Below are 25,910 nucleotides of genomic sequence, written 5' to 3' on the forward strand. Positions count from 1 at the left end.
TCGGTTCTCGGGGGCCGGCCGTACGGTGGGGGAGGTCAGCTCACCAGGGCGAGCCAACGCGGGGGTGCGGCGAAGGGGGCCGTGCCCGAGCCGACGGCCTCCAGCAGCGCGGCGGCCGAGGCGCGGGCGTTCTCGACGACGTCCCGGGGGTAGGCGTAGCGGATCTGGTGCTCCTCGAACTCGTCCTCGTCGTCGAGGAACACCCGGCCGTCCTCGCGCAGGCGAATCACGTCGAGGTCCAGGTCGACCATGGTCACCTCGCCGTCGTTCCAGCGCGGCACGGTCGAGACGTCGCAGTAGATCTCCGTTTTGTACGGCGCCGCGTTGAACGTGGCCGTCCACCAGGCATCGCGGGGGAAGAGCATCACGAACGGCTGGTCCCAGACGATCGGTGGCTCCTCTCCCCTCCTGCCGCTGCTGCCGGCCGGGCAGCCGGTCCACACGCCGTGCTCGTCCTCGCCGAGAAGCAAGGCCGGATGGTTCCAGTGCAGAGAGCCGTCGTACTTGCGGTAGACCACCTTCACGATCTCTTGAGACATGCTCCGACTTTAAGGGTTGACAGAGATCTATGTATTTCCTACCGTCTAACTAGGTTAAGAGTGTCAGTGCAAAGCCCCGGCTGACTGACCGGCAACCCTCGCACCGCGGCGGGGTGCCCCCGGGGGAGACCAGGCGGCACGGTGGGCGTGCCGCAAGCGCGGACCCCGCAGCGGGTCACCGAGGCATGCCTGGGAGCGGCACATGTCCGAGATCACACTCAACTACGCGAGCCCTGTCGACCTGGACGCTCACGGCCGCTACCGCCCTGGTGACCGGCCGGGCCCCCGCTACCCCTTCCAAGGACGGATCACCGACGACGGCGCGGGAGAGTTCCCCGCCGAGCCCGGGCGCTACCACCTCTACGTCGCGGCGGTCTGCCCCTACGCGCAGCGCGCGGCGATCGTACGCTCCCTCAAAGGGCTGCAGGACGTGGTCTCGCTGTCCTACGTCGACGACGAGCGGGACGGCAGGGGGTGGGCGTTCCGCGAGAGGCGCGGCGCGGACCCGGTGAACGGCTTCGCCATCCTCAGGGAGGCCTACGAGGCGACCGAGCCCGGCTTCGACGGGCACGTCTCCGTGCCGGTGCTGTGGGACAGGCAAAGCGGGCGCATCGTCAGCAACGACTTCCCGGACATCACCCTCGACCTGGGCGCGAAGTTCGGCGGCGACCCCGAGGTCGACCTCTACCCCGAGGAGCTCAGGCCCGAGATCGACGCGCTCAACGCGCGGATCTACGAGTACGTCAACACGGCGGCGGGCCGCGTCGCCTCGGCCACGACCGAGGCGGAGTACCACGAGGCGAGGAAGGCCGTGATCGCCTTCCTCGAGGAACTCGACGCCAGGCTCGCCGACCGCAGGTTCCTGTTCGGCTCAGGGATCACCGAGTCGGACGTGCGGCTCTGGCCGACGCTGCTCAGGTTCGACGTGAGCGACAACCCGGGGGCCAGGATCAGTGAGCGCCCGCTGACCGCCTTCCCCAACCTGTGGGACTACGCCAGGGACCTCTACCAGCACCCCGCCTTCCACGAGAACACGGACTTCGGCGCGCTCTCGACCCCCGAGGGCGAGACCGACCCGTGGCGGGTCACGGTCGAGCCGTCGCACGCCGACTGGGACCTGCCCCATCGCAGAGCCGCGCTATGAGACGACGCGGGAGCAGGGGCCGGACACAGGGCGGCGCGTGCGGGGAGGAGCCCGGGGCGTGGCGGGAGAGGGTGGCATGAGTTCCTCCATCGCGGTCATCGGCGCGGGGCCGACCGGCACCTGCCTGGTCGAGCGGATCTGCGCCAACGCCGCCGAGCTGCTCCACTGGCCGTCCCTGGACATTCACGTGGTCGACCCGTACCCGCCGGGTGGCGGCAGGGTCTGGCGCAGGGAGCAGCCGGAGCTGCTCTGGATGAACTCCACCGCCGCCGACGTGACGCTGTTCACCGACGAGTCCGTCCAGTGCGTCGGCCCTGTTCGTCCCGGCCCCTCTCTGGCCGAGTGGCTCGGCTGCGACCCGGGGCGGTTCGTCCCCCGTCCCGTGCAGAACGCCTACCTCTCCCACGTTTTCCAGCGCGCCGTCGACACCGCCCCCCGCGGCGTCCGGGTGCACGTGCACCGGACGCGCGCGCTCGACCTCGTCGATGTGCCCGGCGGCCAGGTGGTGAAGCTGGAGGACGGCAGGAGTATCGAGGTGAACGCGGTGATCCTCGCGCAGGGGCACGGCGACGTGACCCCGTCCGCGGAGGAGCGGCGGCTGGCGGCCCTGGCCGAGGACAGCGGGCTGCGCTACCTGCCGACCGGATACACCGCCGACCTCGACCTCGGCCAGGACAGGCTGCCCGCGGGCGAGCCGGTGCTCGTGCGCGGTATGGGACTGGCCTTCGTCGACCTGATGGTGCTGCTCACCTCGGGGCGGGGCGGCCGGTTCGTCCGCGAGCACGACGGCGAGCTCGTCTACCTGCCCAGCGGGCGGGAACCGCTGCTCCACGTGGGCTCGCGGCGCGGCGTGCCGTACCACGCGAAGACCGGATACCCCTTCAGGGGCGTCCGCCCGCCGGTGCCGCGCTTCCTGACCGCGCAGGCGCTGGGGGAGGGGCCATGGAACTTCCGGCGGGACGTGTGGCCGCTGGTCGCCAAGGAACTGGCCTTCGCCTACTACCACGAGCTGGTCACCGCCCATCCGAAACGGTCCAGAGTGGGCTGGGAGGAGTTCGAGGAGGGGTTCGCGGCCGAGGAGTGGCGCAGCGCCGGGATGCGGGCGCTGATCCGCAGGGCCGTGCCCCGGCACGCCGACCGTCTCGACCTCGACAGGCTCGACCGGCCGCTCGACCGGATACGGTTCGGCGATTCGGCAGGGTTGCGTAGGTGGATGGACGGATACATGGGAGCCGACCTGGAGCGGCGTTCCGACCCTGCGCACAGCGCCGACCACGCCATGATCCTCGGGCTGCTGTCCGTCTACGGTGTCCTCGCCGAGCTGGGGATCTCCGATCCGTGGTTCAACGGCTTCTTCGGCTACATCGCCAGCGGCCCGCCAGGCCCCCGTCTCGAGGAGCTGAAGGCCCTGGCCAGGGCGGGCGTCGTCACCTTCCTGGGGGCCGACCTCAAGGTCGAGCACCGTGGCGGCCGATGGGTCGCGCGCAGCCCGACCGTGCCCGGCGCCGTCACGGCCAGGACCCTCGTCGAGGCCAGGCTGCCCGCGCCCAGCGTGAGCCGGGCCACCGACCCGCTGATCACCGCGCTCCGTGACCGGGGCGAGGTCGACGAGACCTCCGGGCTGCTGAAGGTACGGCCCGCTGACCGACGCCTGCTCGACAGATCCGACACCCCTCATCCTCACAGGTTCGCCTTCGGCCCCTGGGTCGTCGGCGGCCGGGCCACCGGCGGATTCGCCAGGCCCGGACTCAACGCCCCACTCTTCCGCCACGCCGACGCCCTGGCCCGGATCGTGCTGTCCGAGGCCGTCACCACTCAGATCAGACATGTCGCCTGAGGCGACGCACGAATCTCCCGAGGAGAAGTAAGTGAAAGTGCAATGGGGTGCCCTGGCGCTCGCCGGGGTGCTGACGCTCGCCGCGTGCGGGGCCGAGACCGGGGCCAAGGGCGCGGCGGCCGGTGGCGGCGACAGTAGCGGCAACGGTGGCGGCGAGGGCGGTTCGCTGGTGTGGGCGGTGGAGACGCAGCCCATCACGTTCAACCCCCAGCAGTGGGGCCAGAACAAGGCCCGCCTGCTGGTGCACAACCAGTTCGACGCGTTGATCGCCAGAGGCAGGGACGGCGAGTTCCTGCCCTGGCTCGCCAAATCCTGGGAGGTGTCCAAGGACGGGCTCACCTACACCTTCCAGCTCAGACAGGACGTGACCTTCCACGACGGGGAGAAGTTCGACGCCGCGTCGGTCAAGGCCAACCTCGACCAGCTCGTCACGCCCGGCTACAACGTCGCGGTCGCCGCGATCCAGCTGCGCAACTTCTCCGCCGCGGAGGTGACCGGCCCCTACACGCTCAAGGTCACGCTGAAGGCGCCGGACGGCCTGTTCCTCGACTTCCTGTCCTCGCCGTACGCGGGCCAGGTCTCCCCGAAGTCGCTGAAGAACGCCAAAGACCTCAAGGCGGGCGGCCCCGACCTCGTCGGCACGGGACCGTTCATCCTGGACCGCTTCACACCGGGGCAGGAGGTCCACTACAAGCGCAACCCGAAGTACAACTGGGCGCCCCCGAACGCGGCGCACCAGGGGCCCGCGCACCTGGCGGAGATCACCTACCGCTTCCTGCCCGAGGCGGCGGTCCGGGTCGGCGCGCTCACCTCGGGACAGGTCCAGGTGATCGAGGGCGTGCCCGCGACCGAACTCGGCCTGATCAAGAGCGACCCCAAGCTGAAGGTGGAGACCAGCCTCAACTCCGGCAGCGCGTTCTCCTACTACTTCAACGTCTCCCACCCGCCGTTCGACGACAAACGGGTGCGCGAGGCGTTCAGGGCCGCGGTCGACGTCGACATCGTGCTCAACTCGGTCTACCAGGGTACGGCGAAGCGGGCCTGGAGCATCGTCGGCCAGGGCAGCCCGCAGTTCTACGACCCCTCCCTGGAGAACACCTTCGGCAACGACGCGCAGCGAGCCAACAAACTGCTCGACGAGGCGGGCTGGGACAAGCGCGACGCGGAGGGCTTCCGAGTCAAGGACGGCAAGCGGCTGACCATCCGCTCGATCGAGTCGGCGCCGTTCGTCAGGGACCGCCGCGACATCCTCGCCCAGGCCGTCCAGGCAGCGGTCAAACAGAGCGCGGGCATCGACTTCCAACCCAAGGTGGTCGACCAGGGCACCCAGCAGAAGGCCCTCGAGCAGGACCAGTACGAGCTGTTCCAGAACTCGCGCGGCGACACCGACGCGGGAGCGGCGCTCAACCTGATCCTGCCGAAGGGCGCCGCGATCAACCGCACCCACTTCGAGAGCGCGAAGGTGGACAAACTGCTCGCCGACGCCGCGGCGACCTCCGACCTGGCCAAGCGCAAGGAGATCTACGCCAAGGTACAGCGGATCGTCGTCGCCGACGAGGCGCTGCTCCTGCCGGTCTACGTCCCCGCCGACCAGGTCGCCTACGGCGCGACGGTCACCGGTGTCACCTTCGAGCCGGTCTCCGGCACCCCCAACAGTGCTTACGACATCCGGATAGGAACGTGAGCACCCTCATGCTCACCCGGCGGCGGGGGCTGGCCGCCGCCGGGTGGATCGGCCCGGTGGCCAGGCGGCTCGGAGCAGGCCTCATCGTGCTCTGGGTCGCCGCCACCGCGGCCTACCTCGCCCTGCTGCTCGTCCCCGGCGACACCGTGGACGTCCTCATCGCCGACGGCATCGACACCCCGGAGCGGCGGGCGCAGATCATCGCGGAGTGGGGGCTGGACCGCTCCGAGCTGAGCCAGTACACCGACTACCTGCTGCGGCTGCTCCACGGCGACCTCGGCCGCTCCTACGTCCTGCAGCGCGACGTCGCCGAGATCCTTTCCTCGCAGATCGGGCCGACCATCAGGCTCGCGCTCACCGCCGCCGTCTTCGGGGTCGTGATCGCCCTGGTGCTCGCGCTGACCACCGCGGGCCGCCGCTCCTGGGGCGCGGGACTGGCCGGTCTGTCCGAGCTGGTCGCGGTCTCGGTACCACCGTTTCTGATCGGGCTCCTGCTGCTGGCTGTCTTCTCCTTCACCCTCGGCTGGTTCCCCGTCTCCGGCGACCGCGGGTTCGTCTCGCTCGTGCTGCCCGCCCTGGCGCTGGGCCTGCAGATCGCCGGCGTGCTCGGCCAGGTGCTCCGCGAGGGCCTGGAGCGGGCACTCGAGGAACCGTTCGCGGTGACCGCCCGCTCGCGCGGCATCACCGAGTGGCGGCTCGTCAGCAGGCACGCGCTGCGGCACGCCCTGCTGCCCGCCGTCACCCTCACCGGCTGGTTCGTCGGGGTCCTGTTCGGCGGCGCGATCGTCGTCGAGGCCGTCTTCGGCCGCCCCGGCCTCGGCCAGCTCACCCTCACCGCGGTGACCGGCAAGGACATGCCCGTGGTCATGGCGATCATCATGCTGGCGGCCGCGGTCTACGTGACGGTCAGCACCATCGTCGACCTCGCCTACCTCGTGATCGACCCCCGGCTGAGGAAGAGCGGATGACCATCTCCGACAAGGAACCGGCCCTCGGCCAGAAGCCGGTGAGAACGGTGCCGCCCGCCAGGCAGGCACCCGACGACAGCCCGGACCTCCCCGGGCTCGCCTCCGGCGCAGCCCTTGGCACCGTCCCCGGTGGCGAGCCGGGTACGGAGCATCGGGCGTCAGCGCCCGCCGATGCCGCCGATGCCGCCGATGCCGCCGATGCGGTCGATGAGGCCTATGTGGGCGGGGCCGTCACGGGCGCGGGGCCGCGGCGGGCCGCGCCCTCAATCCCGCGCCGGTACGGCGCGAGCCTTGGACTGGTCCTCTCCCTGCTGCTCCTGGCCGTCTCCGCGGTCGCCGCCCTGTTCCCCGGACTGCTGAGCGGGACGGACCCGCTGGCCGCCGACCCGCTGCACGCGCTCGCCCCGCCGAGCGCGGAGCACTGGTTCGGTACCGACCATCTCGGCCGTGACGTGCTGGCCCGCGTCGTCCACGGCGCCGGGCACTCGCTGGGCATCGGGGCGGCGTCGATCCTGTTCGCCGCCGTCCTCGGGACCCTCCTCGGAGCGTTGGCCGGACTGTCTCCCCGCTACGTCGACGAGCCGCTCAGCCGCCTGTTCGACGTGCTGGCCAGCTTTCCCGAGCTGCTGCTGGCCATGCTGGTCATCAGCGTCACCGGGCCGGGAACGGGCAACGTGATCCTCGCGATCGGGCTGGTCCAGCTTCCCAACTACGCCCGCGTGATCAGGGCCCAGACCTTCGTGGTCCGCCGCTCCGGCTACGTGGAGCAGGCCGTGACCTTCGGCCTGCGCAGGCCGGTCCTGGTCCTGCGCCACGTGCTGCCCAACATCCTGGGCCCGCTGCCGGTGCTCGCCACGATCGGCATGGGTACCGCCATCATCGCCACCTCCGGTCTCAGCTTCCTCGGCATGGGTCCGCAGCCGCCCAGCCCCGAGTGGGGCTCGATGCTGTCGGAGGCCCGTAACTATCTGCGCATCGCCTGGTGGACCGTGCTCTTCCCCGGGCTGTCCGTCACGCTGGCCGTCGTCAGCCTGACCCTGGTCGGGCGACACCTCCAGCGCCGTTTCGAGGGGAGACTCTCTTGAGCCTCATCGAGGTCGAGGATCTGCGCGTGGCCTTCCCCAAGGCGGGGGTCGAGGCCGTCAGGGGGATCAGCCTGTCGATCGCCGAGGGCGAGTGTGTGGCGATCGTCGGGGAGTCCGGCTCGGGCAAGAGCGTCACCGCCAGGACCCTGGTGGGGCTGACCGGCCAGGGCGCGACGGTGACGGCGGGGAAGTTCGGCGTCAAGGGCAGGGACGCGCTCCGGTTCGGGCCGCGCGACTGGCGCCGGTTGCGCGGCCGGTTCGCCGGGCTGGTGCTGCAGGACGCGCTTGTCTCGCTCGACCCGCTCCGCACCGTTGGCGGGGAGATCGCCGAGGTGCTCGCCGCCCACGACGTCGTGCCGCGTGCGGGCCGCGCCCGGAAGGTGCTCGAACTGCTCGAGGCGGTCGGTGTGCCGGAGCCGGAGCTGCGTGCCAGGCAGTACGCGCACCAGCTTTCCGGAGGCCTCCGCCAGCGGGCACTGATCGCCTCGGCCATCGCGGCGAACCCGCCGTTGCTCATCGCGGACGAGCCGACGACCGCGCTCGACGTCACCGTGCAGGCCCAGATCCTGCGCCTGCTGGCCGCACGCAAGGCCGAGGGCACCGCGCTGCTGATGATCAGCCATGATCTGGCCGTGGTCTCCTCCATCGCCGACCGGGTACTGGTCATGAAGGACGGCGTGGTCGTCGAGGAGGGTCCGACCGCCCGCGTGCTGTCCGCCCCTGACGAGGACTACACCAAGCTGCTGCTGGCCGCGGTCCCCTCCGCCGCCTCGCGCGGCACCCGCCTTTCCGCGATCGCGACCGGGGGCATCTCGCTGCGCACCCCGCTGCCCGAGCGGAAGGTCGACCACGGCTCACCGGTCGTGGAGGTCAGGCGCCTGTCGGCCGCGTACGGCTCCCGCCGGGTCGTCGACGACGTCTCCTTCGAGGTCCATGCGGGTGAGACCGTTGGCATCGTGGGAGAGTCGGGCTCGGGCAAGACAACCGTCGCCCGGCTCGTCCTCGGCCTGATGGCGCCCGCCTCGGGAGAGGTGCGGCTGAATGGTTCCCCCTGGTCGGCGCTTCCCGAGCGCTCCCGTCGCCCCCGTCGCTCGACCATCCAGGTGATCTCGCAGAACCCGCTCGACTCCTTCGACCCCCGCTACACCGTCGGCCGCCTGGTCGCCGAGCCACTCGGCGGGCCGTCGCGGGAGCGTGCGGCCAGGGTGGCTGAGCTGCTTGCCAGGGTCGGGCTGCCCGCCGACGTCGCGGGACGCCATCCACGGCGGCTTTCCGGAGGTCAACGCCAGCGGGTCGCCATCGCCAGGGCCCTGGCCCCCAGGCCGCAGGTGCTCGTCTGCGACGAGCCGGTCTCCGCGCTGGACGTCTCGGTCCAGGCGCAGGTGCTCGACCTGCTCGGGGAGATTCAGGCGGCGGACGGAACCGCCCTGATCTTCATCTCCCACGACCTCGGGGTGGTCCACCACATCAGCGACCGGGTCCTCGTCATGCGTGACGGGCAGGTCGTCGAGGACGGGCACGTGGACGAGGTGTTCTTCCTGCCCAAGCACGACTACACCAGGGAACTGCTCGGCGCGGTGCCCAAGCTGGTTTCCGCCGAGCCCTGACCGGGACCGGCGCCGCTCTCGGCAGGGCGCGGGCGCGGGCCGGCGACACCGTCGCGGACACCCTGCACGACTTCGACTTCCGCGCCGCAACCGGGGCCGTCCAGGCGATCGTCGGCGAGGCCAACCGATATCTGAACCAGGTCAAACCTTGGCAGCTTGCCAGGGAGGGCTCTCCGCCGCTCGACCCGGTCCTCGGCACGCTCGTGGCGACCTGCCGGGAGGTGGCAGACCTGCTGGCACCATTTCTCCCTGACGCCTCGGCACGCGTCGCCGTACAGTGTGCGGGGGAGCACCTGCCGTCACCGGGCCCGCTCTTCCCGCGCCTCGGTCAGGCCAGACGGCGGGCACCGGCCGCGGGGGTCGCAGGGTAGATGCCGGGCGCGGCCCAGCCGCGCTCGGCGTAGGCGCCGGTCACCGAATCCCGTACGGCCTGCACGTGCTCGTCGGCGACCAGCGCGATGGCGGAGCCGCCGAAGCCGCCCCCGGTCATCCGGGCACCCCTGGCCCTGCCCCTGAGCGATGCCTCGACGGCCACGTCCAACTCGGGACAGGACACCTCGAACTGGTCCCGCAGCGACAGGTGTGAGGCGTTCAACAGCGCGCCGATCTCCCGCACGGCTCCGGCCCTCAGCAACCCGATCAGCGCCTCGACCCGATGGTTCTCCGTCACGACGTGCTGGGCGCGCCTGCGCTCGTCGCCGCTGAGCCTGCCGAGCGCGCCCGCCAGGTCCGTGACGTCACGCAGCGACGCCACTCCCAGGTGCTTGGCGGCGTTCTCACAGTCCTGGCGGCGGCGGGCGTACTGCCCGTCGGCGAGCTCGTGACGCACCCCGGTGTTGATGATCAGCAACTGGAGGCCGTGCTGCGCCAGGTCGAACGGGATGTTCCTGGTGCCGAGGCTCCGGCAGTCCATGAACAGAGCCTTCCCCTCTTCGGCGAGCGCGGAGGCGGCCTGGTCCATGATTCCGCACGGCATGCCGACGAAGTCGTTCTCGGCCCGCTGCGCGGCCAGGGCGACCTCCATCTTGCTCAGGCCAAGGCCGTACAGGTCGTTGAGCGCCGTACCGGTGACCACCTCGAGTGCCGCACTCGACGAAAGGCCCGCCCCCTGCGGCACGTCCCCGTCGACCACCAGATCCGCGCCCCGCACCGGATGCCCGGCCTCGCGCAGCGCCCAGAACACACCGACGACGTAGCGCGCCCATCCCTCGGCCTCGTCGAGGCTCTCGAAGGTCAGCGGCTCGCCCGCCTGCAGTGACCGCAGCCTGACGACACCGTCCTGCCGCGGCGACACCGCCGCGGTGACCCCCCACGGCACCGCGAACGGCAGCACGAAGCCGTCGTTGTAGTCGGTGTGCTCCCCGATCAGGTTCACCCGCCCCGGAGCGTGCCACACACCCTCCGGTTCCGCCCCGAAAGTCCCACGAAAAACATCAACAACGCGCATGATCCAACACCCTTCAACAACGTCCTCCCGTAGGGTAGCGAGTCCCGCGAACCCCGGCTCCGTCGTTCAAGGTCACATCTTGGCCCCGTCCCGCTCGCCTGATGTGCGAACGGCGCCGACCTTTGGTTGAATGCGGCAGTACGGCGTGCACAAGGGGCGGTAGCTCAGCTGGTTAGAGCAGGGGACTCATAATCCCTGGGTCGCGGGTTCGAGTCCCGCCCGCCCTACCTCTCGGGACCTCCTGAAAAGCGCCCCTGACCTGGCCTTTCACGGTCAGGGGCTTTCTCCTCGTTCCCGGCTGCATACGGCTGTCGTCGGTTGTCTGCGGATGGCTGTGCCGAATACGTGCCGAAATTTGGAGGAGATCGTCAGCCCTCGCCGAGAGCCTCGGAGATCCGGCGCTTGGCCGTCTCGTCCTGGCCAACGATGCATTTGGCGTAGATCTTCAACAGCACGTCCACGCTGTGCCCTGCCCACGCGGCGACCTGGGTAGGAGGGACTCCGGCGTTGAGCCAGGTGGACAGACAGGCGTGCCGTAGGTCATAGACGCGCTTGCCGAGCGGGGAGGTGTATTCGGCCTCGCTCAGCACCTCCGCTCGCGCCTTGTCCCAGGCACGCCGATAGGTGATCGTCGGCAGGTCACCCCCGTTGACGCCACTGAACAGCCGACGGTCTTTACCCGGCGGGTAGGCCGTCAGGTGAGCACGGAGGAAGCGCACCAGTTCAGGCGCGCAGGGCACGGAACGGCTTTCCCCTTCGGCACGGTGCTTGAGTTGGCGTCCCTCTCGCTGGGTGCTCTCGTCGGTCCATTCCTTGCCGACGTCGGGCGCCGCGGTGTGGAACCGCAGTTCTCCCCAGGCGTTCGGGGGTTCCTCCCATCGCTCGGCGTCCTCGTCCCAGACCAGGGCAGGCAGGATCACGTTCGCTGCACGAAGGTCCACCGCCTCCTCGGGGCGCAGGCCAGCGAAGTACAGGACCGCGAAGAAGGTCACCAGCCTCGGGCCGCTCCGCCTCTGCTCGGCCACCGCCGCCAGGAGCCGCCGGGCCTGGGCAGGATTGACGACGCAGTCCCGGTTGACCTCGTGAGTGCTCTTCGGCGCCTTCCACTTCAACCCCCGGATCGGATTGGAGCCGAGCAGCTTCAGTTCCACGGCGTAGTCCAGGGCGTTGAACAGGATCGCTCGGTTGCGTCGGGCGGTGCTCGCCGCGGCGGGCTTGCCATCGAGCTTGGACGTCGCGACGTCCAGCACCTTGCGCATGGTCGCGGCGTCTTCCAGCACCGAAACCGCACAGGTGTTGCGCTTCAGCCAGTCGAGGGCGCGGTCGTCGGCGGAATCCCTGTCCTTGGCGTTGAAGGCCCACCGGGTGAGCGCCTTCCGGATCTCCTTGTCGGAGGGCTTGCCGCGGCCGGAAGCGAGCATGGTCGGTGTAGCAGCAGTCAGCGCTCGCGCGATGTCGCGCCGGTATCCGCCGGAAGCACGCTTCCACTTCATGTCCACGTAGGTGGTGGTGAAGTCGTACCAGCTCATCTCAGGACGCTCGGCGCGATTCCAGGAGACGGGCTCTCCGGTGACCAGACTGAACGCCTCCCCCTTACGGGCGGCGGCCTGCAGTTCACCCCGGAAGGTGTCGGCCTGAGCAGCCCTCCGGAACGGCCTCTTCCAGGGCTTGTCAGCGGTCTTCCAGCGGACGGTGTAGGTCGTGACTTTGGTCCCCCTGTAGACCTCGGTCTTGTAGATGCGGACGTCATAGGTGATGTCCTTCATTGAGTGGCGTCCTCCAGGCTGGCCAGCCAACGTTCGTACTCGGCGCGACGGACGCGCAGGCTCCCGTTGGGGAGACGCAGGCACTTGGGGGCGCGGCCCTTCTGGCGCCAGTCGTCGAAGGTCGATCGGGAGATGTCGAGGTCTTCGCAGATGTATGCGACGGTGAGCTTTTCGCCCTTGGGCATGGGCGTGTGTCCTTCCGTGGTGATCCGGTCAGGGGCATGGGCGTGGCTTGAAGGGTGCGGCTCTTGTGGGGAGGGCTGAAACATCTCCGCATCTCCGCATCTCCGCAAAAGTGCCTGTGAGCTGCGGAAACAGTTGCGGAGATGTAAGGAGGTGGGTCGGGTTCATCTCCGCAAACAGGGGGTCATCTCCGCAGATCTTGCGGAGATGCGGAGATGGAACTCCGCTGACCGGGGTTATCTCCGCAAGCGTTTCCGCAGCTCAGTAGGGCTGTGTGCGGCGTTGCGGAGATGCGGAGATGTTTCAGCGCTTTTCCGGTCCGACACGGTGTGAGGCCGGTGTCAGGTGTGGTGCTCGACCCAGAAGACGTTGCGGTCGCCGCGGTCGTTCTTGGCCGAGCGGATCACGTAGTTCCCGCGCCATCGGCCGATCTGCCCGGTCAGCAGGCGGCCCAGCGCGAGGGCGTTGGGGGCTCGGCCAGTGGCGGTGGTGATGAACTGGCCGTCCCAACGGTCGTTCTCCTCGAACCCGATCCGCTCAGGTTCGCCGGAGCGGCGCAGGTCGGCGGCGGTCATGGGCTGGTCGCCGTGCAGGCCGTGCCAGCACGACAGGAACGCGCGCCAGCGGGATTCGTCTTCGTCGATGGCGTGGACGTCGGCGGCGTTGGCCAGGAACCCGCTGATGTTGTGGTGGGCCAGGAACCCGCCCAGGGCTTGAGCCCACGGGGTGAACTGCCGCATCGCCAGCCCGGAGGCGCGGGGGGCGCCCTGGCCGGTCCAGTCCAGCACCAGGATCAGCAGGTGCCACAGCACGGTGAGCTGGTTGGCCGGGACGGTGATCCACTGGTCCAGGTGCGGGATGCCGAACCGGGACTGGTCGCGTTGTTCGGGCCGGGGCATGTTCGGGTCGAGGTGGACTCGCACGGTGCGGGAGGCCATGTCTCCGCCGACCTGGAGGTTGTTGCCGGTGGCCATCCACAGCCGGTCGTTGACGGTGGCGATGTTGCGGGACGCGCCGAGCTGGCGGTCGGACCATACTCCGGCGGTGACCAGCAGGGCGAGGGTGGCGGAGTCGATGACGGTGCCTTCGGCGAGGTTGTCCCACACCACCACCCCGACCTGCTCGGCCAGGACGGCGGTGATGGACTTGCGGAGCTCTTCCTCGGTGTAGGCCCAGGGCATGATGCGCTGGCCGTACAGCATGCCGGGGCCGCCGGTGAGGATGGACTTTCCGGAGGCGGGCATGGTCGCGTCGATCAGCGCGAACGGGGTCAGGGACCGGGTGAAGTGCCGCAGGATCGGCGTGGCCAGCAACGCCAGGTAGTTGGCTTTGTCGGCCGGGCTGGCCCAAGGGAAGTCGCGCAGGAACCGGTTGAGCAGGAAGTCCCGGGCAGCACGGACCTGCTCGGTGGTGGGCCGGTCCGGCACCGGTGGTAGCGCGACCTTGCTGGCCAGGTACAGGCCGGTGGCCGGGTCGTAGCCGGGCCGTTGCAGCAGGGTGCCGTCCCGGCGCAGCACCGGCGCGCCGATCACTCCGCGCAGGGGCGCCAGGTGCGGCCAGGTCTTCCCTGCCAGCACCGAAGAGAGGATTTCCCGCGGCGGGGTCACCTCCTCCTCGACCAGCTCGGTGCCGCCGGTGCTGTCTTTGCGGGAGCGCATCCGGTAGACGTAGGCGTGCTCGGCCAGCAGCCCGGCCAGGGTGGCCGGGGTGATCGAGCTGGCGGTGACCGGCAGGGGTGAGTCCTCGTCGGTGGCGGGGCTGGCCTGGCTGCCGGAGATGGTCTCCATGTGCACCAGGGCGCCGCCGGAGACGTAGGTGTCGGGCAGCAGCCCGTTAACCAGCGCGGCTTTGATGACGCGGATGGTTTCCGGGCCGGAGCCGACCTGTACACGCGGCGTGCTGGTCATGCGGGCACGCTCCGGGGCCGTCCGGCGCCGGTGCGGAACCCGGAGCGGATGGTCCGGCGGGCCGGGGTTTCGGGGTGTCCGGCGCGGACGGCGGCCTGGGTCAGCAGGTCCTCGGTGATGCTGGCGTCCAGGGCGCCCCCGGCGACGAGCTGGCCGAGCGCGACGGAGGCGCCGTACAGGGTGGTGTTGAGGTTGCCGTCGGCGGCGGCGATGGCGTCCAGGCTGGCGCCGATCGCAGCGTCCAGGTAGGCGCCGCGGCGGCCAGGGGCGAGGGCGACCACGACGGGCCGTTGCGGCGGCAGCGGCGCCGGGGTGAGTCGCTCAGCCAGCCAGCCGGGCAGCGGCGCCAGGGGCGGAGTGTAGATCGGCTCATAGGCGCCGACGCCGTCGGGCAGGTCCACGACGCTGCCGGGGCCGACCACGTAGCCGCCGTCGGCGCGGGTGTCGATCCGCCAGCCGAGCCCGTTGCCCTCGTCCCCGGTGGTGTTGTGCAGGGTGATGCCGTCCGGCGCGGTGAAGTACAGGTGGGTTCCGCCGCGCCGGGTGCGGACGGTGAACGTCTCGAACGGCACCGGCTGTCCGGCCTGCTCGCAGATCAGGGCGAACACGTCGGCGCCATCACTCACGCCGGACTGCTTCCACCGGTCGGGGACCTGCTCGCCGGGCTTGGGCAGGTCGAGGTCCACCACGACCAGTCCGGAGGGGCCGCAGGCGATGCCGATGTTGAACGGCTGGCGCGCCCAGATCCGGCCGATGACCTCGGGGTCGGTGGTGGCGTGCTGCTTCCACCGGAAGCCGCTCAATGGCACCTTGTCACCGGTGGCGACGGGAAAGACATGCCAGCCGCGGGCGGCGGCGGCCAGGGCGTAGCGCAGCAGGTTGGTTTTCGGCACGGCGCGCTCTCCTTCGGTGTGTGGGTAGCGGCGGACCGGGATACCGGCGGCTTCGGCCAGGCGGGCGGTGTGGCTGGCGCCGGGGCTGGCATCGCGGATGAAAGCCAGGCAGACGGTCGCGCCGAGGGCGACCAGTTCGGCGTTGCGGGCGAATCCGGCGCCCTTGCCGCGAGGGCCGGTCCAGTCCGCCGGGTGGCGCTCGACGGCGCCGCCCCAGGTGGACCAGAGACGTTCGGCGATGGCATCGGCGCCACGCGGGCAGGCGCCGGTGACCAGTACGGCGGTGCCGTCGCCCCACTGCTCGGCGAGGGCGGTGCGGATCGTGGCGGTGTCGGTCCAGGTGCGTGAACCGGTCGCCAGGACCCGCCGGGCCAATGCGGGAAGGGTCATGACGACCACCACGCCGCCCCTGCGGTGTGCAGGATGCTCCCGTACTCCACGACCACCGGGACGGGCTTTCCCGTGGTTCGATGATCTCTGGCGTGTTCCTCGGCCGCGGATCGGGCGGCGGTCATGCTGCGGTAGTTGCTGGCGGTCCACGGGCAGTCGCCGCACCGCCAGGCGTAGTCGTCACGGTGCGGGTTGTTCCAGATGTCGATCCCGAACCCGACCACGATCATCCCCGGCGGGATGACGACGGTGGCGGCGAGCCGCTTGACGAGGTCGGTCACAGCCGATGGGTTGCTGTGGACGATCCGGTGGAAGTGCTCGCGGGCGGTGGGTAAGTCTCGGTTGTCGAGGGCGTCGAGGACGGCCTCGACCGCCTGCATCATGGTGCTCATGTAGGTCTCCTCGCGGAGGTTTGCGGAAGACGTCGCGTGCGACGTCGAGACGATGCGTCGGGTTAGGCCGAGACGACGCATTAGGCGTCGCGGCCGAGTTAGGTCGCCGGATCGGGGTTAGGTTGCTCACTCGGCCTCTTCCGGTTACCTAACCTGTGCTGACCTGCGGAAAGTTAGGGAGTTAACCGAGTTGCCCCCTTTCCGGGAAGCCCTCCGAAGGCCCTGAAGAAGGCTCGTTCACCGAGGGGGGAGGGGTAACTAACCGGCGTCGTGTTCGGCGTCCGCACGCCGGGCCAGGGCCTCGCGGATGGCCTCTGGAGAGACCGGCCACCGGTTGCCGGTCGAGGGCACCCGAACCCCCAACCCGGCCAGTTCCTCACGCAACGCCTTGCCCGTCAGCGTCTTGTACGGCGCCCACCGGGGAGCGTGACGGGCCAGCAGCGCGGGCAGGTCGGCCACTGGGACCGGGTCGGCGCCCATCACCGCGTCCAGGTCGGCGAGCAGATCCCGGGCCGCTTCGATCTGCGGGGCCGGGCGGCCCTTACCGGGCACCTGCGTGCCGCGGGCGGCGATCGCGGCCATGGAGCGTTCGATGATGGGCGTCAGCTCATCCTTGCCTTTGGCGATGGAGATGAAATACACCTGCACGATGTCGGAGCGCTCTCCGGTCAGGCCCTTGCAGACCGCGGTGCCCTTGTCCACGCCGGGGATCAGCTCGGTGGCGCGGTGCCCTGCGGAGTAGGCGCCCTGGCCGAGTAGCGCGTCGTTGGCCACGTGGTCACCGACGGCGAACGCCACACCGTTGCTGCAGTTGCGGGTGACGTCGCGCGGCATGCTGTCCTTGGTGGGGGCCTGGGTGGAGACGATCAGGTGAATGCCGCGCTTGCGGCCCAGCTTCACGATGCCGATCAGCAGCTCGGAGATCTCCTTGCCGTAGGTCTTGTGCTGGATGGCGATGTGCGCCTCTTCCAGCAGGTAGAACAGCGGATGCAGGCCGATCCCGGCGTCGGCCAGTTTGCGCGTGACCGCGGGTTCCTGCTGCTCGATGAGCAGCGCGCCGCGCTCTTGCACTTCGGTATACAGCTCACGCAGGTCGTCGAGGATCGCCGCGATCTTTTCGTCTTCGGCGCCCATCACATACCGGCTGCAGCGGGGCCGGAACAGCTCGAAGTCGAAGTTGCTGTCCGGCACACCGATCCGGATCTCGGCGGTGGGGTCCAGGCTCGCCCCGGCCAGGATGACCCGCGCCGAGCTGGACTTGCCCTGACCGGGCATGCCGCCGGTGAGGGTGTTGCGCTCCATCAGCGGCGCCGTGATCGCATCCCCGCGCAAGGTCTTGCCCAGCGGGACGCCCTTGAAGACGTCCACGACCCCTTCGACGAGCAGCGGGTACGGTCCGGCGCCCTCGGCCAGGGCGCCCTTGTCGGCCACCCACAGATCGAGGATGCCCGCCTCGCCGCCGGTGGTCGGCCACACCTCCTTAGCAGCCCGGTACAGGCCGGTGGCCAGGGCGGCGCGGCGTTTGCCGATCTGCTCGGCGGTGACCCCGGCGGGCAGGCGCAGCACGGCGTGCGTACCGCGGCCGTCCTTGCGGGCGGTCGTCAGGTACTGCAACGGCAGGCCCTGCTTGAGGTAGGCGGTGATCTGCGGGATCCGCAACGCCCCCAGCGCGTGAGCGATCGTGGTCTCGTCAATGGTGATGTCGAGGTCGGCGTCGGCGGCGGTGGCCAGCCAGCCGGGGGCGGTGCCGCGGCGGCGTCCTTCTCGCCAGGCGGCCCAGGCCAGCACTGCCGGGGCGGCGACCAGGGCCGGGGTGGTGGCGAACGCGACGGCGTCGAACCCCCAGCGCAGCACGGCCCCTACGGCTTTGGGGACGGTAAGGAACTCTCCCGCGCCGGTGGCCCATACCAGGGTCGAGGTGCCCAGCAGCAGCAGCCCGCTCCCGGCCAGGCCACCGGCGCCGAGCTTGGCCAGCCCCAGCGCCATGCCGGGCAGGTTCATCAGCCAGGCATGACGCCGATCGGCCGCGGCCTGTTTGCGCTCGACCCACTCGGCCAGCAGCACCCGATCGCCGATGGCCTCGGCCGCGCGGATCTGACGCCGGTGCACGCCCATAGTGAGGGCGTCCCAGGCCCGCACCAGCCAGGAATGCCAGCCCTGGCCAATCGTGACGGTCGTGCCCAGCACGCCCCGGGTAATCGTGGCGGTGTGCTCGGAGTCGCGCACCCGCACGGCGTGCCCCATGAGCCGGACCCGCAACGGCGCCACGTCTGAGGCGTCCGGGCCGGTCGGGCGGGGCAGTACCGTGCCCTCCAGCGGGGCATCGGCAGCGGGCGGCAGGGGAAGCGGCGGGGCGTCGGCCGCATCCCGCTGGATCGATCGGGGGAATGTCACCAGCTCGCCCATCGGCTCGTCGCCGGGCAGGGGCGGGGTGGGGTTGTGGTGGATGCTCATGCTCGGCCTCCTGTGGTGCGGACCATGCGCACAGCGCGGCCGTCCATGGCCAGGGCGGTGGTGAGCGCGCACGCCGTCCACGCCAGGGCCGCCAGGGCGAGCCAGAGCGCGCCGCGGGAGGCGACCAGCAGCGCATACAGCGGCGCGGCGACGAACACCGCGGCCAGCCAGCCGAGACGGCAGCGCACCGAGGCGGCGGTGATCCGGGCGGCGAGCTGAGCGGGGGTGCGCGCGGCCGGGCGCAGCTCGATCCTCGATCCGGCTACCAGCAGCAGACAGACAGTGAGCGTGGTCATGCCGCACCCCCGTTCAGTTCGCCACCGGCGCGGGCCGCAGGCTGCTTCAGGTCCGTGACGGTCAGTGCGTTGCCGGAGGGCAGGGCAGCGGCCAGCAGGCGCCAGTGGGCGGCCGAGCTTTTGCCGCGGCCGGGCATGGCGCCCAGCAGGCAGGCCGGGCCGATGGTCGGGCGGCCGTTGGTGTCGGCCGGGATGTCGGTCATGATGAGGTCACCTCGTGCGTGTTGGATCGGGCGGGGTGGACGGGGCGCGGCCGTGGTTCTTGGCGGAGTTGGGGCCGCGCCCCGGCGAGCTACTTGCTGCTGGGCTTGATGACGATGGCGCCGCCGGGAACCCGTACGGCCTTGGTGCCGTCGGCGTCCTGGTGGACGATGTGCCGTCCGGCGTCCCGTCCGCAGGCGAAGGACTGGGTGCCGTCGTCGGTGACGAACCCGGCGCCGCACGTGGGCTTGTCGGGCTTGGTGTTGGTCATGACTGCTCCTCACTGGTTGGGATGGTCAGGTCGAACAGGGGCATCTGGTGCTCGCACACCGCGCACGGCTCCCAGTCGCGGCGGTCGTGGCGGGCCTGGTCGTGGCAGCGCTGCGCGGCCGGGACGCGCGGCAGGCTGAGAACGTGGGTGTTGAGATCGACCTGGGCCATCCGGCGCGCGGCCTGCTCCGGGCCGGTGGTGCCGCACGGGCAGCGCATCCGGTAGGTCGTGCCGTACTCGCTGGCGGTGCGGACGATGTCCGGCCGGTGCCGGATGGCGGTCGCCGGGCTGCTCATCGCTTCCCCCGTAGTTCGTCGCGCAGGACGCGGGAGAGCTCTTCACGGCAGCGCAGCGCGCTCTGGATTGCGCGAGCCGATGGGACCGCGGGCAGGTGCCCGGCGGCGATCAGCCGCCGTAACTCCGCCCGGTGTTCCTCGGCGGTCCGGCCCCGGGAAGCCTCGGGGGAGGCCTCCTCCGCCCCTCCTCCCGGGGTGCTCCATCGCTGCTCAGCCGGGGCAGACGTGTCAGTCGCCCGTCGGTGATCCAGGCCCGCGAACGCGGCCAGGATGATCGGCAGAACGGTGACGATGGCGACGGCGACGATGGGGCCGAGCAGATGTAAGACGAGGGCCGCCATGCTGAACTCGTCGGCGATACCGGGCAGGTAGGGCCAGGCGTTCATGGTCGCGGTCAGTCCCAGAAACAGCCGCTCGATCCGGGTGACGGTCGGATGGTCCAGCACCTTGCCGCGGGTGCCCAGGTAGGCGCGGGCGCCGACCACGACCAGCAGGGCCAGCGACATGAACGGCTCGACCAGCCAGGCGAAGATCCAGGCGGGCGAACCGGCCGCTGCGTCATCGGCGGCGAACTTCTGGACTCCGGCCGTCGACCAGGCCAGCGCCAGCGCCAGCGCGACCATTGCGGCGACGACCAGAAGCCGCCGCACCCGCACGACCTGGTAGATCTGCATGGCGGGGGCTTGGGCCAGTTCATACAGCCGGGCCGCCTCGTGAGCAGCGCGGCGCCGCTTGCGGACCTTGTCGGTGTCCAGCAACAGCGGTGCGTCGTCGTCCTGCAGCGCGGCCAGCTGGTGCGCTTCGGCGACCTGGGCGCGCAACTTCTGCACACGCTTGGTCTCGCCCTCGGGCACGGGCGGGGCGGGCGGGTCCTGCTCGGCCAGGTGCCGCTCGATCGCGGCCAGACCGCGCGTCACCTCTTCCGGGCTCGGTTCCGGGATGGGCATGGTGGTCATGGCCTGCCTCCTTCGGGGCGGCGGTGGGCCGGGGCCGGGCGGCGGTCGTAGCCGTCGCGGGCCGAGCGGGTCATGCCGTGCTTGCGGTCGTCGTCGAGGTAGGCGTCCTCGGCCTTCTTCAGGACGGGAAGCTTCTCGCCGTGCACCAGGTGGCCGGGGCGCGGGACGGTGTCGAGAACGCGACGGCTCAGGCTCATCTGGGTCACCGGCTTTCACCGGGCGGCAGCGCACGCCGGACAGCGGCGCGGCGATGCGCGGGCGGACGCTGGTCGTCCACGCGCTCGGCGCGTACCTGCTGCGGCGTCCGCGGGGCGGCGGGGACGACTTCCACGACGATGCGTGAGCCTCCGCCGCGCATGCCCAGCTCGGCCGGGTCGCCCATGAACAGGTCGGGGCAGGAGGCGATCAGCGGGAAAAGAATCGCGGTCACCTCCGCCACGCGGGCGGAGTCGGTGTGCATGATCCGGACCTGGACCACGGGGTTTACCTCATTTCCGGAGCGGGTGGGAACGGGGTGATCTGCCTTCGCTGGCTGTGCCGTGCGCCCCGTCCGGCCGGTCAGAGCCGGACAGGGCGCACGCGAGGCGGTCAGTAGCTGACGTTGCGGTCCTGGCCGCAGCCGGGGCAGCGGACGGTGGCGGCTCCGGCGGGCACCAGCAGCCTGGAGCCGCAGGCGCCGCAGTACATGACGTAGACGGCCCTGAGCAGGTGCGTAAGCATGGCTCCCTCTCCTGTCAGTACTGGTGAAGGATGTCGGCGAGCATGTCCCGGTGCGCCGGGAACAGCGGCGCGGACCAGACGCTGGCCAGGCTGACCACCAGGACGTCGTAGGTGTCCGCACGCACCCACGCGGCGCGGCGGGCGTCGTCGGCCCCCACCACGGCGGGCAGCCGGTCGATGTCGCCCAGATCGGCCACGGCGGGCCAGGTCACCATCCACGCCTCATCGGTGGCCCTCGGGTCCGGCACCAGCCGGACAGTGAACAGGTGCCAGTTGGCGCCGGGCAGGACCAGGCCGGTCTCCTCCTGCAGTTCCCGGATCGCCGCCGCGAGCGGTGCCTCACCGGGGTCGAGGCACCCGCCCGGGATGGCCCAGCCGTGGTCGTCGTCGCGCTCGACCATCAGCACCCACCGGACACCGCCGGTGCGAGCCAGGACGATGGCGTCGGCGGCCTGCTTCTCGCCCCAGTGGCCCAGCTCGCCGCGGCCGTACCGAATGCCGGTCGGCGCGCCGGGGCTGACCGGGCGGCCGTCGACCACACGGAAGGGGATCGCCGCGGCGCGCTGGCGGGCGGCCCAGTCGAGGCGGGCCGGGTCCATCTGCGGGTCGGCCCATCCCTCGGCGATGCCCTTACCGAGGACGTCGGGGTGGGTGTAGTGCGTGTCGGTCATGGGTTTGTCCTTCACTCGTCGTCCTCGTCGAGCTCCTCCAGGCCGATGCGGCGCGGCTTGTCGGGGTAGGTGTCCTTCGGCATGAGGACTCTCCACAGGTCGGCGGCCAGCTGCTCGGTCACGTTCCGCGGCTTCTTCTTCGTCATCGAGATCTCCGTGTTGGGTCAGGCGGTGATGATCAGGGCGGTGATGAACAGCCAGCCGATGTGCCAGGACTGGTCGAGGGCGTAGGCGCCGGTGCCCAGGTGCGGGGCATCGTCGTGGCCGGGCCGGGGTGCGCCGAGCTGGTAGAAGCCGCGCTTGCCGATCCGCTCGGCGAGCCGGGCCAGCGTGGTGCGCCGGTCGGCCCAGTAGTGCGAGAGCGCGTCCACGCCGAGTCCGGCGAGCAGGGGCAGCGGCAACACGGTCAGTCCGGCGATCAGGGCGAGCGCGGCCAGCGCGGCGGCCTTGGTGGCGGTGAGGGTGGCCACGTGCCGCAGGCAGGCCAGCCGACCGGCGGTAGTGGGGGCGCCCTTACCGAGAGCCTGGGTATGGGTCTGCACCCAGTGGTCCCCCACGGAATGCGCGGCGAACAAGGCCGCGAACACGGCGGCGAAGGCAGCGAGATGGTTGCTCACGAGGTCACCTCGGTTAGAGACCGGTCTGGGAACGGGCCAGGGTGCGGCAGGGGCCGCACCGGGCGACGTGGCGGGCGCCGTGCGAGCGGCAGACCTCCACCTGGCCGCGCACCTGACGGCAGCGCGGACAGGCGGTGGCGGTGGTGTGCTGGTGTTCGCAGTCGGCGCACTGGAAGCGGGTCATCTCAGGACTCCCTGTCGGCGGGAACGGCCTGCGTGGTGGCCTGCTCGGTGGCCCAGTCGGGGGCGGGGCCGAAGGTGGTCAGGGCGTTGCTCATCGCGACCCACAGCGCCCATGCCTCGTCGGTGTTCAGGCCGAGCCGCTGGTTGCCGACGCACAGGTACACCGAGTAGGCGCCGCCGGTGCGCACGGTGACCTTCGTCGTGCCGGACTTGTTCCACGATGCCGGGGCGATGACCGAGAAGTAGCGCGGCATGGTCATCACGCCACCTGCTTGCCGGGGATCGAGCCCAGGTCGTCGAGCCGGTCGGCCAGGTGCTCCAGCACCGCCGGGGGGTAGCTGGGCCAGTTGGCCTCCTCGGCGTCCAGCCCGGCCCACACTCCGAAGGCGGGGCGCAGGCGCAGGGTGCGGGCCAGGCACAGCGCCTGTGCGGGGCATTCGGCGCACACCTCGCGGGCCACCTGCACGCGGGCGGCCCGTTCCTCGGGCGTCTCGGGGGCCGAATCGGGGCCGGTGTGCAACTCGGGGTCGGCGCTGCACAGCGCGCCGTCGAGTTCCGGCGATAGATCGCCGGTGATGGCCTCGATCAACGCCACGGGGGGATGAACAGGAAGGGGAAGCGCGGGCAGAGGCATCAGGAGGCCTTTCGCTCGATGCGGGCGGTGATCCAGCGGGTCGCGGCCGTACGGGACGGCAACCCGGTGGCGGTCGCGGTCGCCGGGTCGTAGCCGACCGAGGCGGTCCACATCAGCCCGCCCCGACGGCCGCGGCCCTGGGCGATAGCGCCCAGGACGTCGGCCGGGGTGCGCGGGGTCGTGGACGTGGCGGTGACCAGGTAGCCGCACGGCTCAGCACCGGGCCGGGCCAGCATGGCCGGGCCCGGGTGCAGCCACAGCCCGGCCGCCTTGACGGCGGGCTGGCCGTACCCGGTGACCCAGGCCGCGGTCAGCCGCTCGGCCGCGCTCGACAGCGCCTCGCCGGTGTCCGTGTGCTGCTCGGGGCCGATGCGGGCGGTCAGCTCGCGGACGGTGCCGCACGACCAGCACACGACGCGCATGCCCGCCTCGTAACCACCATCGAGGCGGTCGTCACGACGCAGAGCCTGCACGTCCCAGGCCGGACGGCGGCACCCGGCCAGGTGCTGCCCGATCGGCTGCCAGTCGAAGTACGCGCCAGACAGACGGCTCATCGGCCGGCCTTTCCATCGGTGGCCTTGCCGTCCTTGTCCTTCGAGCTCGTCTGCTCGGCGAGCATCTTGTCGTAGGCGTCCCGCACGCTCTGCGGTTCGCCGTCCGGCCAGGTGCCGGAGTAGTTCAGGTGGGACATGATGAAGCTGCCTCTCTGGAGGTGCCGGGGTGTGGATCTGGTTTGGCGACTTGGGCCGCACCCCGGCTCTGGACTTGTGCGGGCACTGACGACCGCTGGTTTACCCCTACAAACCCTTTCGGTTTGCCGGGGTAGCGCAAGATAAGCACGCTAAACGGCGATGGTCAAGCCCCCTAAACCAGAGAGTGTCGAGGGGTGATCGTGTCTCGCCTGGCAGACCCCGGTAAACCTCGTTAGGGTGTAGTTAGGGCCCTAGACCAGGAGTGGGACGACATGAACGAGTTGGAGCTCCTAGCCAAGATCAGTGATCCGGGGGAGCGGGCGAAGAGGGTGGGTGCCCTGATCGATGGGCACCAGGCCGCAATCGCTGAACTGTCACACGTTCGTCGTGAGGCGATGGAGGCGATGCTTGCGTCTGGCATGACGCAGGTGCAGATTGCGGCCTTTCTGGACATGTCCAAGGGCAGGATCTCGCAGCTACTTTCTGCCGGTGTAAGGCCAGAGCGCGCCTTCCTCGGCACGGGCAAGCTCACCGTTGCCATCGGCGCGAAGCGTGAGACCAACAGGACGGATCCGAGCGACACCCTGTCTGCTGAATCATTCACGGCCTATGAGCTGTTGGCCGATGCGGCCCGAAGCGTTGGCCTTGACGCTTGCAACGAGGTCGTACCAGCCCCGGGGAATGTTCACCTCAACCGGCCAAACTTGGTCGTTCTCACTAATCCCAGACTCTTGCCGTTCTTGAGCCAGATCATGGAAGCGGATCCGCATATTCGGTATGTGGCCGATGACAAGGGCTGGTACCTGACTGACTTGACCGAGGGGAAAGATTATCGGTCTCCACGTGATCAGGGAGAGTCAGCGGATTACGGATATGTAGGCCGTCTGCCTCGCCCTGATGGAAAGGGAAGCTTCCTTTATCTTGCGGGCACGCACGCGCCGGGAACCCTGGGGGCTGCGCACTTCATTGTTAACAACCTCGCGGATCTGTACCGCGAACTGAAAGCGCGGCGATTCTCCACCATCGTGAGATACGAATTCGAACCGGGAAATCAGCTTGCGGTTCGCTCCGTCGAACGCGTGACCCCCCTCTACCGACACGAAAGCTGACCACGTGCGAACGGAACTCGCGAGCGAGGCAGGATCTTCGTCTAAGTCAAATGAGGACATGGCGCTCATCGGGTCGCGCCTCTTGGTTGTCCTCGACGGCCTGACCGAACGCACGGCATCAGGGTGTATCCACGGCGTCGGATGGTACGTGAACAGGCTGGCAAGTTCCGTGGTCGAGCATGCCGACCAAAGTCCCGAACAGGCGCTTGAAAGCGCAATCAGCCGTACTGCAGAGCTCCATCGAGATACGTGTGACCTGTCACATCCAGGAACGCCTGCGGCGGCCATCGGTATCGTCCAGTTCCAGGAGAATCGGATCAGATACCTCGTTCTCGGGGACGTGACGATCATTGTGGACGTCAACGATTCCGAACACGTGATATCTGACGATCGTCTGGGCAAAGTGAACACAGCGTTGCTGCGTGAAGTAAACGGCCTCACCAATGATTCGCCGGACAAAGAGGTCGCACTTGTACGTATGAAGCATGCCGAGCTGGCGGTCAGAAATAAAGTCGGCGGATATTGGGTGGCGGCATCTGATCCCGCTGTCGCAAGGCAGGCGATGGCAGGTGAATTTGATTTAGCAAATATACGGCGAGTTGCCATCCTTACGGACGGGGCGGCGCGAGTGGTTGATCTATTCGGCGTCTACGAATGGCGCGATGTAATGACAACACTGTCCACCGAGGGGCCGCATGAGCTCATTCGTCAAGTGCGCGCCATTGAACAGTCGGATCCGGTGGGCAAACGCTGGCCTCGCAACAAGGTCTCGGACGACGCGACGGTGATCTACTGCGACACCGGGCAGACGTAGAGCGCATCAACTTCACGACCTATGTTCAACGGCCTCAAGACGCGTCAAGATCCGAGGCTTAACAAGTCCTAACAGAATGCGATCAGTGGTTGAGGCGTCGCCAGCAGATGATGGCGGAGGCGAGGATCATGAAGGCCTCGTGGATGTCGTCGCG

The 25,910-nt window shown here is 69.9% G+C and carries 33 protein-coding genes, 1 tRNA gene and 1 riboswitch; of the genes, 10 read left to right on the forward strand and 24 right to left on the reverse strand.

Annotation, left to right across the window (positions count from 1 at the left end; all coding sequences use genetic code 11):
• Positions 1–35: 35 nt before the first annotated feature.
• Complete coding sequence (locus tag AB0395_RS29605) at positions 36–539, reverse strand: DUF402 domain-containing protein (RefSeq protein WP_366286641.1); 504 nt, start codon at positions 537–539, stop codon at positions 36–38.
• Positions 540–591: 52 nt separating this feature from the next.
• Positions 592–704, forward strand: a riboswitch (SAM riboswitch).
• A gap of 37 nt (positions 705–741) precedes the next feature.
• Between AB0395_RS29605 and AB0395_RS29610 the strand changes: the two genes are divergently transcribed.
• The 7 genes from AB0395_RS29610 (at position 742) to AB0395_RS29640 (ending at position 9,235) form a co-directional block, all read left to right on the forward strand.
• Complete coding sequence (locus tag AB0395_RS29610; RefSeq protein ID WP_366286644.1) at positions 742–1,683, forward strand: glutathione S-transferase C-terminal domain-containing protein; 942 nt, start codon at positions 742–744, stop codon at positions 1,681–1,683.
• Between the two features lie 76 nt (positions 1,684–1,759).
• Complete coding sequence (locus AB0395_RS29615) at positions 1,760–3,520, forward strand: FAD/NAD(P)-binding protein (protein ID WP_366286646.1); 1,761 nt, start codon at positions 1,760–1,762, stop codon at positions 3,518–3,520.
• 31 nt (positions 3,521–3,551) lie between these two features.
• Complete coding sequence (locus AB0395_RS29620; RefSeq protein WP_366286649.1) at positions 3,552–5,204, forward strand: ABC transporter substrate-binding protein; 1,653 nt, start codon at positions 3,552–3,554, stop codon at positions 5,202–5,204.
• Positions 5,201–6,172, forward strand: a complete 972-nt coding sequence (locus AB0395_RS29625) for an ABC transporter permease (protein ID WP_366286651.1) — start codon at positions 5,201–5,203, stop codon at positions 6,170–6,172. The genes AB0395_RS29620 and AB0395_RS29625 overlap by 4 nt, the downstream gene beginning before the upstream one ends.
• Complete coding sequence (locus AB0395_RS29630; RefSeq protein WP_366286653.1) at positions 6,169–7,257, forward strand: ABC transporter permease; 1,089 nt, start codon at positions 6,169–6,171, stop codon at positions 7,255–7,257. Before AB0395_RS29625 ends, AB0395_RS29630 begins: the two co-directional genes overlap by 4 nt.
• A complete protein-coding gene (locus tag AB0395_RS29635) occupies positions 7,254–8,864 on the forward strand; it encodes an ABC transporter ATP-binding protein (protein ID WP_366286656.1) in 1,611 nt (536 codons plus the stop codon). Before AB0395_RS29630 ends, AB0395_RS29635 begins: the two co-directional genes overlap by 4 nt.
• A gap of 62 nt (positions 8,865–8,926) precedes the next feature.
• A complete protein-coding gene (locus AB0395_RS29640; RefSeq protein WP_366286733.1) occupies positions 8,927–9,235 on the forward strand; it encodes a hypothetical protein in 309 nt (102 codons plus the stop codon).
• Here AB0395_RS29640 and galK read toward each other — a convergent pair.
• Positions 9,193–10,311 (reverse strand): galactokinase, encoded by a 1,119-nt coding sequence (galK, locus tag AB0395_RS29645; protein ID WP_366286659.1) that lies wholly within the window; start codon positions 10,309–10,311, stop codon positions 9,193–9,195. The two genes, AB0395_RS29640 and galK, sit on opposite strands and share 43 nt — an antisense overlap.
• 153 nt (positions 10,312–10,464) lie before the next feature.
• On the opposite strand from galK, the gene AB0395_RS29650 reads away from it, so the two are divergent.
• Positions 10,465–10,538, forward strand: a tRNA-Ile gene (locus AB0395_RS29650).
• A 141-nt stretch (positions 10,539–10,679) separates the two neighbouring features.
• Here AB0395_RS29650 and AB0395_RS29655 read toward each other — a convergent pair.
• The 22 genes from AB0395_RS29655 to AB0395_RS29760 form a co-directional block, all read right to left on the reverse strand.
• Positions 10,680–12,077, reverse strand: a complete 1,398-nt coding sequence (locus AB0395_RS29655) for an integrase (protein WP_366286661.1) — start codon at positions 12,075–12,077, stop codon at positions 10,680–10,682.
• Positions 12,074–12,262 (reverse strand): helix-turn-helix domain-containing protein, encoded by a 189-nt coding sequence (locus AB0395_RS29660; protein WP_366286664.1) that lies wholly within the window; start codon positions 12,260–12,262, stop codon positions 12,074–12,076. Before AB0395_RS29660 ends, AB0395_RS29655 begins: the two co-directional genes overlap by 4 nt.
• Positions 12,263–12,601: 339 nt before the next feature.
• Entirely contained in the window at positions 12,602–14,167 is a 1,566-nt protein-coding gene (locus tag AB0395_RS29665; RefSeq protein WP_366286667.1) for a hypothetical protein, read from the reverse strand.
• On the reverse strand, positions 14,164–15,450 hold the full coding sequence (locus AB0395_RS29670; protein ID WP_366286669.1) for a bifunctional DNA primase/polymerase: 1,287 nt from the start codon (positions 15,448–15,450) through the stop codon (positions 14,164–14,166). Before AB0395_RS29670 ends, AB0395_RS29665 begins: the two co-directional genes overlap by 4 nt.
• A complete protein-coding gene (locus AB0395_RS29675) occupies positions 15,447–15,842 on the reverse strand; it encodes a hypothetical protein (protein WP_366286672.1) in 396 nt (131 codons plus the stop codon). Before AB0395_RS29675 ends, AB0395_RS29670 begins: the two co-directional genes overlap by 4 nt.
• A 258-nt stretch (positions 15,843–16,100) precedes the next feature.
• Positions 16,101–18,296 carry a hypothetical protein gene (locus tag AB0395_RS29680; RefSeq protein WP_366286676.1) on the reverse strand — a complete coding sequence of 732 codons (2,196 nt, stop codon included), beginning with the start codon at positions 18,294–18,296 and terminating at the stop codon, positions 16,101–16,103.
• Positions 18,293–18,592 (reverse strand): hypothetical protein, encoded by a 300-nt coding sequence (locus AB0395_RS29685; RefSeq protein WP_366286679.1) that lies wholly within the window; start codon positions 18,590–18,592, stop codon positions 18,293–18,295. The genes AB0395_RS29680 and AB0395_RS29685 overlap by 4 nt, the downstream gene beginning before the upstream one ends.
• On the reverse strand, positions 18,589–18,795 hold the full coding sequence (locus tag AB0395_RS29690; RefSeq protein ID WP_366286681.1) for a hypothetical protein: 207 nt from the start codon (positions 18,793–18,795) through the stop codon (positions 18,589–18,591). Before AB0395_RS29690 ends, AB0395_RS29685 begins: the two co-directional genes overlap by 4 nt.
• Positions 18,796–18,884: 89 nt before the next feature.
• Positions 18,885–19,064: a hypothetical protein gene (locus AB0395_RS29695; RefSeq protein ID WP_366286684.1), complete on the reverse strand. Its 180-nt coding sequence runs from the start codon at positions 19,062–19,064 to the stop codon at positions 18,885–18,887.
• Entirely contained in the window at positions 19,061–19,360 is a 300-nt protein-coding gene (locus AB0395_RS29700) for a hypothetical protein (protein ID WP_366286687.1), read from the reverse strand. Before AB0395_RS29700 ends, AB0395_RS29695 begins: the two co-directional genes overlap by 4 nt.
• Positions 19,357–20,316, reverse strand: coding sequence for a hypothetical protein (locus AB0395_RS29705; protein ID WP_366286690.1), 960 nt, complete (start codon positions 20,314–20,316; stop codon positions 19,357–19,359). Before AB0395_RS29705 ends, AB0395_RS29700 begins: the two co-directional genes overlap by 4 nt.
• Positions 20,313–20,513, reverse strand: a complete 201-nt coding sequence (locus AB0395_RS29710; RefSeq protein ID WP_366286693.1) for a hypothetical protein — start codon at positions 20,511–20,513, stop codon at positions 20,313–20,315. Before AB0395_RS29710 ends, AB0395_RS29705 begins: the two co-directional genes overlap by 4 nt.
• Positions 20,514–20,518: 5 nt before the next feature.
• Positions 20,519–20,794 (reverse strand): hypothetical protein, encoded by a 276-nt coding sequence (locus tag AB0395_RS29715; protein WP_366286695.1) that lies wholly within the window; start codon positions 20,792–20,794, stop codon positions 20,519–20,521.
• A gap of 110 nt (positions 20,795–20,904) precedes the next feature.
• Complete coding sequence (locus AB0395_RS29720; RefSeq protein WP_366286698.1) at positions 20,905–21,036, reverse strand: hypothetical protein; 132 nt, start codon at positions 21,034–21,036, stop codon at positions 20,905–20,907.
• Between the two features lie 14 nt (positions 21,037–21,050).
• Positions 21,051–21,707 carry an NUDIX domain-containing protein gene (locus tag AB0395_RS29725; RefSeq protein WP_366286701.1) on the reverse strand — a complete coding sequence of 219 codons (657 nt, stop codon included), beginning with the start codon at positions 21,705–21,707 and terminating at the stop codon, positions 21,051–21,053.
• A gap of 11 nt (positions 21,708–21,718) precedes the next feature.
• Positions 21,719–21,853 (reverse strand): hypothetical protein, encoded by a 135-nt coding sequence (locus tag AB0395_RS29730; RefSeq protein ID WP_366286704.1) that lies wholly within the window; start codon positions 21,851–21,853, stop codon positions 21,719–21,721.
• A gap of 18 nt (positions 21,854–21,871) precedes the next feature.
• Positions 21,872–22,324, reverse strand: coding sequence for a transcriptional regulator (locus AB0395_RS29735; protein WP_366286707.1), 453 nt, complete (start codon positions 22,322–22,324; stop codon positions 21,872–21,874).
• A gap of 13 nt (positions 22,325–22,337) precedes the next feature.
• Entirely contained in the window at positions 22,338–22,508 is a 171-nt protein-coding gene (locus AB0395_RS29740; RefSeq protein ID WP_366286710.1) for a hypothetical protein, read from the reverse strand.
• A gap of 1 nt (position 22,509) precedes the next feature.
• The gene (locus AB0395_RS29745) at positions 22,510–22,767 is read right to left on the reverse strand and encodes a hypothetical protein (RefSeq protein ID WP_366286713.1); all 258 of its coding nucleotides are present in this window, start codon (positions 22,765–22,767) and stop codon (positions 22,510–22,512) included.
• A complete protein-coding gene (locus AB0395_RS29750) occupies positions 22,767–23,102 on the reverse strand; it encodes a WhiB family transcriptional regulator (protein ID WP_366286716.1) in 336 nt (111 codons plus the stop codon). The genes AB0395_RS29745 and AB0395_RS29750 overlap by 1 nt, the downstream gene beginning before the upstream one ends.
• Positions 23,103–23,140: 38 nt before the next feature.
• Positions 23,141–23,695 (reverse strand): hypothetical protein, encoded by a 555-nt coding sequence (locus AB0395_RS29755; RefSeq protein WP_366286719.1) that lies wholly within the window; start codon positions 23,693–23,695, stop codon positions 23,141–23,143.
• Positions 23,692–23,832, reverse strand: a complete 141-nt coding sequence (locus AB0395_RS29760; protein ID WP_366286721.1) for a hypothetical protein — start codon at positions 23,830–23,832, stop codon at positions 23,692–23,694. Before AB0395_RS29760 ends, AB0395_RS29755 begins: the two co-directional genes overlap by 4 nt.
• Positions 23,833–24,105: 273 nt before the next feature.
• Here AB0395_RS29760 and AB0395_RS29765 point away from each other — a divergent pair, with 273 nt between their 5' ends.
• Positions 24,106–24,942, forward strand: coding sequence for a hypothetical protein (locus AB0395_RS29765; protein WP_366286724.1), 837 nt, complete (start codon positions 24,106–24,108; stop codon positions 24,940–24,942).
• A gap of 58 nt (positions 24,943–25,000) precedes the next feature.
• Positions 25,001–25,756 carry a protein phosphatase 2C domain-containing protein gene (locus AB0395_RS29770; protein ID WP_366286727.1) on the forward strand — a complete coding sequence of 252 codons (756 nt, stop codon included), beginning with the start codon at positions 25,001–25,003 and terminating at the stop codon, positions 25,754–25,756.
• Positions 25,757–25,910 lie beyond the last annotated feature (154 nt).

The organism is Streptosporangium sp. NPDC051023 (assembly GCF_040689595.1).
Taxonomy (GTDB): Bacteria; Actinomycetota; Actinomycetes; order Streptosporangiales; family Streptosporangiaceae; genus Streptosporangium.

What these genes read in the sequence shown, in the direction of transcription:
- AB0395_RS29605 (WP_366286641.1), bottom strand. Translation starts at nt 539, where the DNA reads ATGTCTCAAGAGATCGTGAAGGTGGTCTACCGCAAGTACGACGGCTCT.
- AB0395_RS29610 (WP_366286644.1), top strand. Translation starts at nt 742, where the DNA reads ATGTCCGAGATCACACTCAACTACGCGAGCCCTGTCGACCTGGACGCT.
- AB0395_RS29615 (WP_366286646.1), top strand. Translation starts at nt 1,760, where the DNA reads ATGAGTTCCTCCATCGCGGTCATCGGCGCGGGGCCGACCGGCACCTGC.
- AB0395_RS29630 (WP_366286653.1), top strand. Translation starts at nt 6,169, where the DNA reads ATGACCATCTCCGACAAGGAACCGGCCCTCGGCCAGAAGCCGGTGAGA.
- galK (WP_366286659.1), bottom strand. Translation starts at nt 10,311, where the DNA reads ATGCGCGTTGTTGATGTTTTTCGTGGGACTTTCGGGGCGGAACCGGAG.
- AB0395_RS29655 (WP_366286661.1), bottom strand. Translation starts at nt 12,077, where the DNA reads ATGAAGGACATCACCTATGACGTCCGCATCTACAAGACCGAGGTCTAC.
- AB0395_RS29660 (WP_366286664.1), bottom strand. Translation starts at nt 12,262, where the DNA reads ATGCCCAAGGGCGAAAAGCTCACCGTCGCATACATCTGCGAAGACCTC.
- AB0395_RS29665 (WP_366286667.1), bottom strand. Translation starts at nt 14,167, where the DNA reads ATGACCAGCACGCCGCGTGTACAGGTCGGCTCCGGCCCGGAAACCATC.
- AB0395_RS29670 (WP_366286669.1), bottom strand. Translation starts at nt 15,450, where the DNA reads ATGACCCTTCCCGCATTGGCCCGGCGGGTCCTGGCGACCGGTTCACGC.
- AB0395_RS29675 (WP_366286672.1), bottom strand. Translation starts at nt 15,842, where the DNA reads ATGAGCACCATGATGCAGGCGGTCGAGGCCGTCCTCGACGCCCTCGAC.
- AB0395_RS29680 (WP_366286676.1), bottom strand. Translation starts at nt 18,296, where the DNA reads ATGAGCATCCACCACAACCCCACCCCGCCCCTGCCCGGCGACGAGCCG.
- AB0395_RS29685 (WP_366286679.1), bottom strand. Translation starts at nt 18,592, where the DNA reads ATGACCACGCTCACTGTCTGTCTGCTGCTGGTAGCCGGATCGAGGATC.
- AB0395_RS29690 (WP_366286681.1), bottom strand. Translation starts at nt 18,795, where the DNA reads ATGACCGACATCCCGGCCGACACCAACGGCCGCCCGACCATCGGCCCG.
- AB0395_RS29695 (WP_366286684.1), bottom strand. Translation starts at nt 19,064, where the DNA reads ATGACCAACACCAAGCCCGACAAGCCCACGTGCGGCGCCGGGTTCGTC.
- AB0395_RS29700 (WP_366286687.1), bottom strand. Translation starts at nt 19,360, where the DNA reads ATGAGCAGCCCGGCGACCGCCATCCGGCACCGGCCGGACATCGTCCGC.
- AB0395_RS29705 (WP_366286690.1), bottom strand. Translation starts at nt 20,316, where the DNA reads ATGACCACCATGCCCATCCCGGAACCGAGCCCGGAAGAGGTGACGCGC.
- AB0395_RS29710 (WP_366286693.1), bottom strand. Translation starts at nt 20,513, where the DNA reads ATGAGCCTGAGCCGTCGCGTTCTCGACACCGTCCCGCGCCCCGGCCAC.
- AB0395_RS29720 (WP_366286698.1), bottom strand. Translation starts at nt 21,036, where the DNA reads ATGCTTACGCACCTGCTCAGGGCCGTCTACGTCATGTACTGCGGCGCC.
- AB0395_RS29725 (WP_366286701.1), bottom strand. Translation starts at nt 21,707, where the DNA reads ATGACCGACACGCACTACACCCACCCCGACGTCCTCGGTAAGGGCATC.
- AB0395_RS29730 (WP_366286704.1), bottom strand. Translation starts at nt 21,853, where the DNA reads ATGACGAAGAAGAAGCCGCGGAACGTGACCGAGCAGCTGGCCGCCGAC.
- AB0395_RS29740 (WP_366286710.1), bottom strand. Translation starts at nt 22,508, where the DNA reads ATGACCCGCTTCCAGTGCGCCGACTGCGAACACCAGCACACCACCGCC.
- AB0395_RS29745 (WP_366286713.1), bottom strand. Translation starts at nt 22,767, where the DNA reads ATGACCATGCCGCGCTACTTCTCGGTCATCGCCCCGGCATCGTGGAAC.
- AB0395_RS29755 (WP_366286719.1), bottom strand. Translation starts at nt 23,695, where the DNA reads ATGAGCCGTCTGTCTGGCGCGTACTTCGACTGGCAGCCGATCGGGCAG.
- AB0395_RS29760 (WP_366286721.1), bottom strand. Translation starts at nt 23,832, where the DNA reads ATGTCCCACCTGAACTACTCCGGCACCTGGCCGGACGGCGAACCGCAG.
- AB0395_RS29765 (WP_366286724.1), top strand. Translation starts at nt 24,106, where the DNA reads ATGAACGAGTTGGAGCTCCTAGCCAAGATCAGTGATCCGGGGGAGCGG.
- AB0395_RS29770 (WP_366286727.1), top strand. Translation starts at nt 25,001, where the DNA reads ATGGCGCTCATCGGGTCGCGCCTCTTGGTTGTCCTCGACGGCCTGACC.